The following is a 12,986-nucleotide window of genomic DNA, read 5'->3' on the forward strand; positions in this document are numbered from 1 at the left end:
ATGTGGTGCTTGCGAACACCCCTGAAGACGCACGGATCCGGCAGCAGTTGGCCGATCGGACAGCAGTCCGGCAAGGCCTGCCCGTTCGGGCAGGATCGGCTGAACGGCGCAACCCCGCTCAGGAAGCCGGGACGGGTTCCTCTTCCGCGGTGCGCAGCCGCTGCGAGATCACCTTCGTGATGCCGTCGCCCTGCATGCTCACGCCGTACAGCGCGTCGGCGATCTCCATCGTCGGCTTCTGGTGCGTGATGATGATCAGCTGCGACGAATCGCGCAGCTGCTCCAGCAGGCCGATCAGCCGGCGCATGTTGGTGTCGTCCAGCGCCGCCTCGACCTCGTCCATCACGTAGAAGGGCGAAGGGCGGGCGCGGAAGATCGCCACCAGCATGCCGACCGCCACCAGCGACTTTTCGCCGCCGGACAGCAGCGACAGCCGCTTGACCTTCTTGCCCGGCGGGCGCGCCTCGACGTCGACGCCGGTGGCGAGCAGGTCGTTCGGCTCGGTGAGCACCATCCGGCCCTCGCCGCCGGGGAACAGGACGCCGAAGACGGTCTCGAACTCGCGCGCCACGTCGGCGTAGGCCGAGGTGAAGACCTCCAGGATCTTCTCGTCGACCTGCTTGATGACGGCCTCGAGGTCCTTGCGGGTGTCCTTGAGGTCTTCCAGCTGGGTGGAGAGGAACTTGTACCGCTCCTCCAGCGCCGCGAATTCCTCCAGCGCCAGCGGGTTCACCTTGCCCAGCAGGGTCAGGTCCTTCTCCGCGCGCTTGGCGCGGCGGGCCTGGGTGTCGCGGTCGTACGGCATCGGCGGCGGCGGGGTGACGTCCTCGCCGCGCTCCTTGGCCGCCTCGTACTCGGCCATCTCGCCCGCGCTCGGCGGCACCGGCACGTTCGGCCCGTACTCCTCGACCAGGTCCGCCAGCCCGATGCCGAAGTCCTCGGCGATCTTCGCTTCCAGCGTTTCCAGCCGCAGCTTCTGCTCGGCGCGCAGCACCTCGTCGCGGTGGACGGCGTCGGTCAGCTTCTCGAGTTCACCGGACAGCTCGCGCACCTTCGCGCGCACCGCGGTGAGCGCGGTTTCGCGGGTTTGGCGCTGCGCCTGGGCTTCGTCGCGCTCGGCAGCCGCGCGCTGCACGGACAGCTCGATCCGCTCCAGCGCGAATTCACCGGCGTTGACGACCGCGTTCGCGATTTCCGCGCCACGCTCGCGCGCTTCCCGGGCCTTGGCCGCGCGCTCGCGGGCCTGCTGCTCGGCGTAGGCCGCGCGGCGCAACGATTCCGCGCGCCCGGCGATGCTGCGCGCGCGTTCCTCGGCGGTGCGCTGCGCGAGCCGCGCTTCGACTTCTTCCTGCCGCACCACGGCAAGCTGCTCGGCAGCCTCGTCGCGCTCGGCAGTGTCCGGGTCGTCTTCGACCGGCTGCTCGGCGACCGCGGCGAGGCGTTCTTCCAGCTCTGCCAACTGTTCCAGCGCCTGCTCGCGGCTCTGCTCGACCTTCGCACGCTGCTGGGTGAGCCGTTCGACCTCGGCCTGCGCGGACCGCGCCGCCTGCTGCAACCGGTTGAGCCGCTCGGAGGAACGGGCCTTGCGCACCTTGGCTTCGCCCAGCGCGTCCTTCGCCTGCCCGACCTCTTCGCGCCGGGACTGCTGCTCGGCGCGGGCGCCTTCCAGTTCGGCGGAGTACTGCTCCAGCGCGCGTTCCGCCGTACGCAAACGTTCCTGCGCCTCGTCGACCGCCGCCTGGACCTCGATCACGCTCTCGCGAGCGGCGGAACCACCGGCGATCCAGTCGGCCCCGAAGACATCGCCCTCAGCGGTGACCGCCCGCACCTGCGGGTGCTGCGCCACGAGCTGACGCGCGCCTTCCAGGTCCGGCACCAGCGCGAGGCGGTCCAGCGCCTTCTCGACGGCGGGACGCAACTGCTCCGGCGCGCTGACGACCTCGCGAGCCCAGCGGGCGCCCTCGGGCAGCGGCGGCCACGAGCTGGTGTCCACAGTGGACCCAGCACCGGCCGGCACGATCCCGGCGCGGCCGGAATCGGTTTCCTTCAAGTACTTCAGCGCGGACAGCGCGTTCTCGCCGCCGGACACCGCGACCGCGTCGGCCACCGGTCCGAGCGCGGCGGCCAGCGCGACCTCGTGCCCCGGCTGCACGGTCAGCAACGCGGCGACCGAACCGAGCAGGCCCGGCAATTCCGCGGACGCGCCGAGCAGCGCGCCCGCGCCATCCTTGCGCTTGAGCCCCATCGACAACGCCTCGACGCGGGCCTTCTCCGACGCGATCTCGCGCTCGGAACCGCGCTCGGCCTTCACCAGTTCTTCGACGCGAGCCTTGGCGGCGTTGTTCGCCTCCACCGCGCGGTCGTGGCGCTGCTGCAGCTCGGCGTCGTCGGATTCTTCCGTGCCGCCAACGGCTTTGGCTTCTTCCAGCTCCTCGACCGCGATTTCCGCGCGCTCGGCGGCTTCCTGCAGCCCGACGGTGAGCCGGTCGACCTCTTCCGCGGTCGCGCCGTTCTTGCTGCGCAACGCTTCGACCTGACCGGTCAGCTTCGCCATGCCCTCGCGACGGTCGGCGATCGCCCGGACCGCGGCCCAGTGCGCGCGCTCCGCGGCCTGCACCCGCTGTTCGAGATCTTCCCGGCGCAGCACGGTTTCCGCGAGAAGTTCGCGGGCCTCCATGACCGCTTCGGTCAGCTCCTGCTCGCGCTCCGCGACCTGTTCGGCCTCGGCGAGCAGCTCCTCCGGGTCGCGGCCACCGGTAGGCGCGGAGACGTCGGAAGAAAGGTGCCGCTGCCGTTCGACGGCCAGCCGCACGGTGCCGCGCAACCGCTCGGTGAGCGCGGACAGCTTGTACCAAGTCTCCTGCGCGATCTGCAGCCGCGGCGCGTCCTCGGCGAGCGAAGCCTCCAGCTCGGTTTCTTCCGCGGACACGATTTCCAACGCCTGCTCGACCTCGGCGCGGCGCTGGCGGGCGGTGCGCTCGTCGGCTTCGTCCCGCTGGATGGACTCGCGCTGGGTGACGAGGTCGTCGGCGAGCAGCCGGAGCCGGGCGTCGCGCAGGTCGGACTGCACCGACTGGGCCTTGCGGGCGATCTCGGCCTGTTTGCCCAGCGGTTTGAGCTGGCGGCGCAGTTCGGTGGTGAGGTCGGTGAGCCGGTCGAGGTTGCCCTGCATGTTGTTGAGCTTGCGCAGGGTCTGCTCTTTGCGCTTGCGGTGCTTGAGGACGCCCGCGGCCTCCTCGATGAACGCGCGCCGCTCCTCGGGCTTGGATTCCAGGATCGCCGACAGCTGGCCCTGCCCGACGATGACGTGCATCTCGCGGCCGATGCCGGAGTCCGACAGCAGTTCCTGGACGTCCATCAGCCGGCAGCGGTCGCCGTTGATCTCGTACTCGCTCGCGCCGTCGCGGAACATCCGGCGGGTGATGGAGACCTCGGCGTACTCGATGGGCAGCGCGCCGTCGGCGTTGTCGATGGTGAGCGTGACCTCGGCGCGGCCCAGCGGGGCGCGTCCCGCGGTGCCGGCGAAGATGACGTCTTCCATCTTGCCGCCGCGCAGGTCCTTCGCGCCCTGGGTGCCCATGACCCAGCGCAGCGCGTCGAGGACGTTCGACTTTCCGGAGCCGTTCGGGCCGACCACGCAGGTGATGCCGGGTTCGAAGCGCAGCGTGGTCGCCGAGGCGAAGGACTTGAAGCCCTTGAGCGTCAGGCTTTTCAGGTGCACGTGCTGCCGACCCCTCTTGGCCACGGGTACTGGATGGCTACCGGTTCCCCCGGTTCGGGACAGGCTACCCGGGGGTTCTCCGGCGCCGTGGGAGGCCGGGCCGCCCGGGCGCGCCTAGCACAGGACCGACCGCCCCGGCAACCCCAAGCACCCCGTCAGCCGCAGCCGCCCCACCCGCCTCAGCGTTCGGCGAACCCGTCCAGCCCGCCCTTGGCGGCGGTCCAGCGTTCAACTACCTGATCCACTCTTCCGGGTGAGGTTCCGGAGCGCAGCGCGCTCAGCAACTGCGCACAGTTGCCCCGGCTACCCTCCGCGACCACCTCGACACGGCCGTCCGGGAGATTCCTGGCGAATCCGGTCAGCCCGAGTTCCAGCGCCCGGCTCCGGGTCCACCAGCGAAAACCGACACCCTGCACCTGCCCGTGCACCCAGGCGGCCAGCCGGACGGGCGATTCCTGCTCGTTCACCGGCCCCATCCTGCCGCACACCCCCGGCTGCGGACGGTGACGGCCCCGTCCCTCGGTCGCGCGAACGGGTGCTGAGCAGTGATAACCTCCCGCCTGGCATCCGGGGCCGGAGCCCCGCTCCCCCGTTGCCGCCCCTCGACTTGAGCGTTGACCCCTTCTAAGGAGCCTGCATGTCCCGTCCCGACGGGCCTGAACCAAGCTCAGCGTCGCCCGAGATCGCGGTGAGCGCTGCCCCCACCGCTCCGCCGAAGGGCGCGAGCGGGAGGCTGAGCCGCTCCGGCTACGCGATCCTGGGCGTCAGCGGCCTCGTGGTCGCGACGGCCTTCGCCGCGGTCGCCGAACTCGCCGGCCCCGGCTCGGTCACCGACACCGCGACGAACACCACCGGCGGCGGCCAGGGCGGACTGCAGGGCAGCTCCCAGGTAGTCGTGCCGGGCAACGCCGTCCCCGGCGGCCCGATGACCGTCCCCGGCTCGCCGACCCCCGGCCAGACCTCCCCGCCGACCCCGACCACGGTGGTGGCGGTGGGCCCGGACGGGAAGCCGACGACGAGCGTGATCACTCCTCCGCCGAACGCCGGTCAGCCCGGCGGCCAGCCTGGTGGCGGGCAACCGGTGCCGGGCACGACGTCGGACCGCAGCGACCCGCCGACCAGCCACCCGACGACGCCGAAACCGCCGACCAGCTCCACGGCCTCGACGACGCCGTCCACCCCGCCGAGCACCCCCTCGTCGCCGCCTCCGGACAGCCCGCCGCCCAGCTCTGGCAGCAGTTCGACCGGCGGCCAGCCGTCGTCGTCCTCGTCGCCGAGCGCGTCCACTTCGGACACCAACCCGACGAGTTCCACCAGCCGCTGAAGTACGTGAGGGGAACCCTGAGGGAATCTGATTCCCTCAGGGTTCCCCTCACGGCTTTTCTGGCAGCTCAGGCCTCGAAGCGGTACCCCATCCCAGGTTCGGTGAGCAAGTGCCGCGGCCGTGAAGGCTCCGGCTCCAGCTTCCGCCGCAATTGCGCCAGATACACCCGCAGATAATGGGATTCCGTCTCATACGACGGCCCCCACACCTCGTGCAGCAGCTGTTTCTGTGCCACCAGCCGGCCGCGGTTGCGGACCAGCAGTTCCAGCACTCCCCATTCCGTCTTGGTCAGGTGCACCTCGCGTCCCTCGCGCAGCACCTTCTTCGCGGCCAGGTCGATCGTGAACGAGCCGGTGTCCACCACCGCTTCCGCACCGTCCGTGCCGCCGACCGACGAGCGGCGGACCGCGGCTCGCAGGCGGGCCAGGAGTTCGTCCATGCCGAACGGTTTGGTGACGTAATCGTCCGCACCGGCGTCCAGTGCCTGGACCTTGTCCGCCGAATCACCGCGCGCGGACAGCACGATGATCGGCACCGTCGTCCAGCCGCGCAGGCCTGCGATCACCTCGGTGCCATCAAGATCAGGCAGGCCGAGATCGAGCACCACCACGTCGGGTTTCGTTTCGGCGACCGCTTTCAGCGCAGCGGTCCCGTCGTGCGCGGTGATCACCTTGTACCCGCGTGCGTTGAGGTTGATCCGCAACGCCCGCACGATCTGCGGTTCATCGTCGACGACCAGCACCGTCGCCGCTGGATCGGCAGTCATCGCGCCACCCCCTCCTCCGCCGGTTCGGCTTCCACGAGTTCCCGGCCGGTACAGGCCGGCAGCGAGATCACCACCGTCAACCCTCCACCAGGAGTGTCCTCCGCGCGAACGGTACCGCCCATCGCCTCGGTGAACCCCTTCGCGACCGACAAGCCGAGCCCGACGCCCGGCGTCGAGTCCCGGTCGCCGCCCAGCCGCTGGAACGGCGCGAACGCGGACTCCGCGGTCCCCTTCCGCAAGCCCTTTCCGTGATCGACAATCCGCAGTTCCACGAACTCCGAATGCGCGCTGGCCCGCGCGGAAACGTCGCCGCCGCCGTGTCGGAGAGCGTTGTCGAGCACGTTCGCGATCACCCGTTCCAGCAGGCCGGGATCTGCTTGCACCGACGGCAATCGTGCGTCCACCGATACCTGCACGTTTTGCGAGTTGTCCACATTGGACAGCGCATGCGCGACCACTTCGTCGTAACCGACCGGCCGCAAGTGCGGGGTGACCGCGCCGGTCGCCAGCCGCGACGAGTCGAGGAGGTTGTCGATCAGCCCGGCGAGCCGGTCCGCGGAAAGCTCCACCGCTTCCATCAGTTCCTCAGTGTCCTCATCGGACAGCGAAAGATCCGGCGCGCGCAGGCTGCCGATCGCCGCCTTGATGGACGTGAGCGGCGTCCGCAGGTCATGTCCGACCGCGGACAGCAGCGTCGTGCGCAACTCGGTCGCCTCGGCTTTTCGTTCGGCGGCCGCCGCAGCCGCTGCCATTCGCTGCTGCCGCAAAGCGAGCAACGCTTGTCCCGCAACGGCTTCGAGCACCCGGCGGTCCGCCGCGGGCAATGCGCGACCGCGCAATGTCAGGTGGACGTCAGCCGTCACCGCAATGTCCACATCGGCCTCATCCGGATCCGCACACGGCTCGCCGCCGGACAGCGCGACCTTGTCCCACTTGCCATTGCGTTTCTCCAGCAGCGTCACGGAAGTGAGGCCAAAGTTCTCTCGCACCTTCTCCAGCAACCGCTCGATCGGGTTCGGGTTGGTCAGCACCGTGCGCGCATAAGACGCCAGCAACGACGCCTCCGTGCGAGCCCGCGCCGCCGCCACCCCCCGCCGCGCGGCGGAAGCGACGACCAGCGCCACCATCACCGCCACGACGATCATCACGATCAGCGTCACGACATTCTGCGGACTGTGCACATTCAGCGTGTACAGGGGCGGCGTGAAGAAGAAATTCAGCAGCCCGGCCCCGAAAATCGCGGCCACCAGCGCCGGACCGAGCCCGCCCACCAGCGCGACGATGACGGTGGCCAGCACGTAAAGGATCACGTCGGTGGAGAACTCGACCGCGTCGCGCAACAGCACGCCGAGACCGGTCGCGATGACCGGTGCCACGATGCTCAGCACCCAGCCCAGCACGAGCCGCGACGGGGCCAGCGGGCTCGTGCCCAGCCGCGCCCGCAGCCGTCCGCCGGCGTAGGAGTGCGTGACCATGTGCACGTCGATCGGCCCGGACTGCTGCACCACCGTCGCGCCGATCCCCTGGTCGAAAAGCCGCGCGATCCGGGACCGCCGCGAGGTGCCGATGACCAACTGAGTCGCGTTGACCCCGCGCGCGAAGTCGAGCAGCGCCGTCGGCACGTCGTCGCCGACCACCGCGTGAAAGGTCGCGCCGACCTCCTCGGCCAGCGTGCGGCAGCGGGCCATCGCGGTCGGCCCGAGCCCGGCCAGGCCGTCGCCGCGCAGGATGTGCACGACCTGCAGTTCCGCACCCGCCCGGGTGGCGATCCGGCTGGCGCGCCGGATCAGCGTCTCGCTTTCCGGACCGCCGGTGATCGACACGACCACCCGTTCGCGCGTTTCCCACGTATCGGTGATCTTCTGCTCGGCGCGATAACGCTGCAGCGCGACGTCGACCTGGTCGGCCACCCACAGCAGCGCCAGCTCGCGCAAAGCGGTGAGGTTGCCGGGCCGGAAGTAGTTGCCCAGCGCGGCGTCGATGCGCTCGGCCGGGTACACGTTGCCGTGCGCGAGCCGCCGCCGCAGCGCCTCCGGCGTGATGTCGACCAGCTCCAGCTGCTCCGCGCGGCGCACGACCTCGTCCGGCACGGTTTCCTGCTGGGTGACGCCGGTGATGCGCTCGACGACGTCGTTGAGGCTCTGCAGGTGCTGCACGTTGACCGTGGACAGCACGTCGATGCCCGCGTCGAGCAGTTCGTCGATGTCCTGCCAGCGCTTCTCGTGCCGTCCGCCGGGCACGTTCGTGTGCGCCAGCTCGTCCACGACGACGACCTCGGGCGCGCGGGCGAGCACCGCGTCGAGGTCCATCTCGGCGAACTCGTGCCCGCGATGGCTGACCGTGCGCCGCGGCACGACTTCCAGCCCGTCGAGCAGGTCGGCGGTCTTCTCGCGGCCGTGCGTTTCGACCAGGCCGACGACCACGTCCGTGCCGCGGTCCAGACGACGGCGGGCTTCGCCGAGCATGGCGAAGGTCTTGCCGACGCCCGGAGCCGCGCCGAGGTAGATGCGCAGTTCGCCTCGGCGCGGCTTCGGGGGTGTGTCAGGGGTGCTCACTGTGTCAGTGTGCGCCAGGAGCGGCCGAATGCACGGCAAGGTTGAGCCGGAGCACATTCACGCCCGGCACCCCGATCCCGTTGCCGCTCGTGTTGTCCGCGACCAGCTGCCGCACCTTCTCCTCGCTCAACCCGGTGTTGCGGGCCACGCGAAGCACCTGGAGATCGGCGTACGCGACGCTGATCGCCGGGTCGAGGCCCGAGCCCGAAGCGGTCACCGCGTCCGCGGGCACCTCCGCCGGAGTGACGCCCTCGCGTTGGGCGATCAGCGCCCGCCGCTGCGCGATGGCTTTGGTCAGATCCTCGTTGTACGGCCCCTTGTTGGACGGCCCCGACGTCGACGGGTCGCCCGGCCCGAGCACGTCCTTCGAACTGGCCGAGGGCCGGTTGTGGAACCACGGGTCGCGCGCCGGGTCGGCAGCGACCGGGTCGATCCCGATCAGCGACGAGCCGACGGCCTGGCCGTGCAGCGTCACCACCGAACCCTCCGCGTGCCCCTGGAGGCCGGGGACGCGGGACACCGCCCACACGCCGAGCGGGTAGACGACGCCGAGCAGCACGGTCATCGCGAGGAGCAGGCGCAGGCCCGCCCAGGTCTGCTTGAGCAAGACGTTCATGTCAGCCAATCCCTGGAATGTGGCGCACGATCAGGTCGATCACCCAGATCCCGAGGAACGGGCTGACGATCCCGCCGAGGCCGTAGACGAGCAGGTTGCGGCGCAGCAGCGCGGACGCCGACGACGGCCGGTACCGCACGCCGCGCAGGGCGAGCGGGATCAGCGCGACGATGATCAGCGCGTTGAAGATCACCGCGGAGAGGATCGCCGACTTCGGCGTCGCCAGGTGCATGATGTTGAGCGCGCCGAGCTGGGCGAAGATGCCGGTGAACATCGCCGGCAGGATGGCGAAGTACTTCGCCAGGTCGTTCGCCACGCTGAACGTGGTGAGCGCGCCGCGGGTGATCAGCAGCTGTTTGCCGATGCCGACGATCTCGATCAGCTTCGTCGGGTTCGAATCGAGGTCGACCATGTTCCCGGCCTCTTTCGCCGCCATGGTCCCGGTGTTCATCGCCACGCCGACGTCGGACTGTGCGAGCGCGGGCGCGTCGTTCGTGCCGTCGCCGGTCATCGCGACGAGCCGCCCGCCCTCCTGTTCCTTCTTGATGAGCGCCATCTTGTCCTCGGGCTTGGCCTCGGCGAGATAGTCGTCGACGCCCGCGTCCTCGGCGATCGCGCGTGCGGTGAGCGGGTTGTCGCCGGTGATCATCACCGTCTTGATGCCCATCGAGCGCAGTTCCTCGAACCGCTCCTTCATGCCCGGCTTCACCACGTCCGACAGCCGGATGACCCCGCGCACGAACGCCGTCCCGTTCGCCGCTTCCGCGACCACCAGCGGGGTTCCGCCCTGCTGGCTGATCTCGTCCACGACGCGTTCGGTCTCGTCCGGGACGTCGCCGCCGCGGTCGCGCACCCACTGGCGCACCGCCGACGTCGCACCCTTGCGCACCTCGCGGCCGTCCAGGTCCACGCCGCTCATCCGGGTCTGGGCGGTGAACGGCACGAACTCGGCGAGCATCTCGCTGTCGTCCGCCGCGCCCGGAAGCCCGTGCTGCTCGGCGATCAGCTCGACGATGCTGCGTCCTTCCGGCGTGCCGTCGGCGAGGCTGGAGAGCCGGGCCGCGCGCGCCAGATCGTCCATAGTGGACTTGCCGACCGGGATCAGCTCAGTCGCGCGCCGGTTGCCGAAGGTGATCGTTCCAGTCTTGTCGAGCAGCAGCGTCGAGACGTCGCCGGCGGCTTCGACCGCACGGCCGGAGGTGGCGAGGACGTTGCGCTGCACCAGCCGGTCCATTCCGGCGATGCCGATCGCGCTCAGCAGCGCGCCGATCGTCGTCGGAATCAGGCAGACCAGCAGCGCGCTCAGCACGATCACCGACTGCTGGCTGCCGGAGTACGCGGCCATCGGCTGCAGCGCCACGACGGCGAGCAGGAAGATGATGGTCAGCGTCGACAGCAGGATGGTCAGCGCGATCTCGTTCGGCGTCTTCTGCCGGGAAGCGCCTTCCACCAACGCGATCATCCGGTCCACAAAGGACTCGCCGGGCTTGGTGCTGATCCGCACGACGATCCGGTCGCTCAGCACCGTGGTGCCGCCGGTGACCGCCGAACGGTCGCCGCCGGACTCGCGGATCACCGGGGCCGACTCGCCGGTGATGGCCGATTCGTCGACCGTGGCGATGCCTTCGACGACGTCGCCGTCGCCCGGGATCACCTCCCCGGCCTCGACCACCACGCGGTCGCCGACCCGCAGGTCCACCCCGGGCACCTGCTCCTCGGAACCGTCCTCGGTGAGCCGCCGCGCGACGGTCTCTTTTTTGTTCCGCCGCAACGATTCCGCCTGCGCTTTGCCGCGTCCTTCGGCGACGGCCTCGGCCAGGTTCGCGAACACGACGGTGAACCACAGCCACACCGCGATGAGGATCGAGAACACGCTCGGGTCGGTGACCGCGAAGACGGTGGTCAGGACCGAACCGGCCCACACCACGAACATCACCGGGTTCTTGAGCTGGTGGCGCGGGTTCAGCTTGCGCAGCGCGTCCGGCATGGACGACCACAGCTGCTTCGGGCTGAAAACCCCGGCACCGACGCGTCCAGCGTTTTCTACGTGATGCTGCGTCTCCTCTTCCGGAGTCCGCTCCTGAGTGATGGTCATGCCAACGCCTCCGCGATGGGCCCCAGCGCGAGCGCCGGGATGAAGGTGAGAGCCGCGACGAGGACGACCGTGCCGGTCAGCAACGTCCCGAACAGCGGCCCGGTAGTGGGCAGCGTGCCCGAGGTTTCGGGAACTTTCTTCTGCGAGGCAAGCGATCCCGCTAGGCAGAGCACCGCGACGATAGGCACGAACCGGCCGATCAGCATGGCCACCGACAGCGACGCCTGGAACCAGTCGCTGGTCGCGGTGAGGCCGCCGAACGCGCTGCCGTTGTTGTTGCCTGCGGACGTGTAGCCGTAAAGGACTTCCGACAGCCCGTGCGGGCCCGAGTTGCCGAGCGCGTCCCGGGTTCCCGGCAGCAGCAGGGCGATTCCGGAGCCGAGCAGGACCACGGTGGGCATCGCCAGCATCGAGATCGCCGCGCAGGTGACCTCACGCTTGCCGAGCTTCTTGCCCAGGTATTCCGGCGTGCGCCCGACCATCAGCCCGGCCAGGAACATCGCGATCACGGCCATGACGAGAATCCCGTACAGCCCGGTGCCGACGCCGCCCGGCGAAACCTCGCCGAAGAGCATGTTCAGCAGCGTGCCCCCGCCGCCGAGGCCGGACAGGCTGTCGTGCGCGCCGTTGACCGCGCCGGTCGACGTGCCGGTGGTGGTGTCGGCGAACAGCGACGTGCCGCCGATGCCGAACCGCTGTTCCTTGCCCTCGAGGTTCGCTCCCGCGGCCAGCGCCGACGGGCTGTTCGTGCGCGCCTCGGACGTCCAGATCACCGCGAGCATCGCCGTCCACAGACCGGCCATCACCGACAGCAGGACGTAGCCCTGCTTGCGGTTGCCGACCAGCTGCCCGAAGGCGCGGGTCAGGCAGACCGGGATCACGAGGATCAGGAACATCTCGATGACGTTGGTCCAGACGTTCGGGTTCTCGAACGGATGCGCGGAGTTGGCGTTGAAGATGCCGCCGCCGTTCGTGCCGAGTTCCTTGATCGCTTCCTGGCTCGCCGCCGGGGCCAGCGCGATCGTGCTGCTGGAGCCGTCCGGGTTCGTCACCGCGACGCCGGACCGCAGGCTCTGCACGACGCCGAGCGCGACGAGGACGAGCGCGAAGACGAACGCCATCGGCAGCAGCACGCGGATCGTGCCGCGGGTCAGGTCGACCCAGAAGTTGCCGAGCCGGTCGGTGCGCGAGCGGACGAACCCGCGCGTCACCGCGATCGCCACGGCGAGCCCGACGCCCGCGGAGAGGAAGTTCTGCACGGTAAGCCCGGCCATCTGGACGAAGTGGCCCATGGTCGACTCGGGCGTGTAGGACTGCCAGTTCGTGTTGGTCACGAAGGAAACCGCGGTGTTGAACGCGACGGCGGGCGAAACCGGCCCGCGGTCGAAGTCCCACGGCAGGATCGACTGCAGGCGCTGCAGCAGGTACAGCAGGATCACCGAGACGAACGAGAAGCCGAGCACGCCCGAGGCGTAGGTCTTCCAGTGCTGTTCGGTGTTCGGGTCGACCCGCACGATCTTGTACAGGGTCTTCTCGATCCGCAGGTGCTTCTCGGTGGAGAAGACGCGGGCGAGGTAGTCGCCGAGGGGTTTGTAGACCACCGCGAGGGCGACCAGGAGCACGCCGGCTTGCAGGAAGCCGGCCGCGACGTCACTCATCTCAGAATTTCTCCGGCCTCACGAGGGCGACGAACAGGTAGCCGAGGAGGCCAAGCGCCAGCAGTCCGCCGACGATGTTGGCCACGGTGCCCGCGCCGCTCACAGCTTCTCCAGCCCGCGCAGGACACCGGCGAGCACCGCGAAAACGCCGATGAGCAATAGGGCGTACAGCAAATCCGCCACGAGGCACCTCTCAGGAAGGGTCACCCGGCACGGGCGACCGTCGGTCGAGAGCCACTGTGCGGTCGTCG

The 12,986-nt window shown here is 69.8% G+C and carries 10 protein-coding genes; all 10 read right to left on the reverse strand.

What is annotated here, in order from left to right:
- Positions 1-118 precede the first annotated feature (118 nt).
- The 10 genes from smc to kdpF all read right to left on the reverse strand — a co-directional run bounded on the left by smc (position 119) and on the right by kdpF (position 12,838).
- Complete coding sequence (gene smc / locus PUT80_RS21690) at positions 119-3,721, reverse strand: chromosome segregation protein SMC (RefSeq protein WP_275293304.1); 3,603 nt, start codon at positions 3,719-3,721, stop codon at positions 119-121.
- 179 nt (positions 3,722-3,900) lie between these two features.
- Positions 3,901-4,197: an acylphosphatase gene (locus PUT80_RS21695; protein ID WP_063697666.1), complete on the reverse strand. Its 297-nt coding sequence runs from the start codon at positions 4,195-4,197 to the stop codon at positions 3,901-3,903.
- Between the two features lie 271 nt (positions 4,198-4,468).
- Positions 4,469-4,750 carry a hypothetical protein gene (locus PUT80_RS21700; RefSeq protein ID WP_078870323.1) on the reverse strand — a complete coding sequence of 94 codons (282 nt, stop codon included), beginning with the start codon at positions 4,748-4,750 and terminating at the stop codon, positions 4,469-4,471.
- 18 nt (positions 4,751-4,768) lie between these two features.
- The gene (locus PUT80_RS21705; RefSeq protein ID WP_275293271.1) at positions 4,769-5,035 is read right to left on the reverse strand and encodes a hypothetical protein; all 267 of its coding nucleotides are present in this window, start codon (positions 5,033-5,035) and stop codon (positions 4,769-4,771) included.
- A gap of 77 nt (positions 5,036-5,112) precedes the next feature.
- Entirely contained in the window at positions 5,113-5,811 is a 699-nt protein-coding gene (locus PUT80_RS21710) for a response regulator (protein WP_037810222.1), read from the reverse strand.
- Positions 5,808-8,366: a sensor histidine kinase KdpD gene (locus PUT80_RS21715; protein ID WP_275293272.1), complete on the reverse strand. Its 2,559-nt coding sequence runs from the start codon at positions 8,364-8,366 to the stop codon at positions 5,808-5,810. The genes PUT80_RS21710 and PUT80_RS21715 overlap by 4 nt, the downstream gene beginning before the upstream one ends.
- A 4-nt stretch (positions 8,367-8,370) precedes the next feature.
- Entirely contained in the window at positions 8,371-8,982 is a 612-nt protein-coding gene (locus tag PUT80_RS21720) for a potassium-transporting ATPase subunit C (protein WP_275293273.1), read from the reverse strand.
- 1 nt (position 8,983) lies between these two features.
- A complete protein-coding gene (gene kdpB, locus PUT80_RS21725; protein WP_275293274.1) occupies positions 8,984-11,077 on the reverse strand; it encodes a potassium-transporting ATPase subunit KdpB in 2,094 nt (697 codons plus the stop codon).
- On the reverse strand, positions 11,074-12,735 hold the full coding sequence (kdpA, locus tag PUT80_RS21730; RefSeq protein ID WP_275293275.1) for a potassium-transporting ATPase subunit KdpA: 1,662 nt from the start codon (positions 12,733-12,735) through the stop codon (positions 11,074-11,076). The genes kdpB and kdpA overlap by 4 nt, the downstream gene beginning before the upstream one ends.
- Before the next feature lies 1 nt (position 12,736).
- A complete protein-coding gene (kdpF, locus tag PUT80_RS21735) occupies positions 12,737-12,838 on the reverse strand; it encodes a K(+)-transporting ATPase subunit F (RefSeq protein ID WP_037358287.1) in 102 nt (33 codons plus the stop codon).
- Positions 12,839-12,986 lie beyond the last annotated feature (148 nt).

Source organism: Amycolatopsis sp. La24, from assembly GCF_029087445.1.
GTDB classification, from domain to species: Bacteria; Actinomycetota; Actinomycetes; order Mycobacteriales; family Pseudonocardiaceae; genus Amycolatopsis; species Amycolatopsis nivea.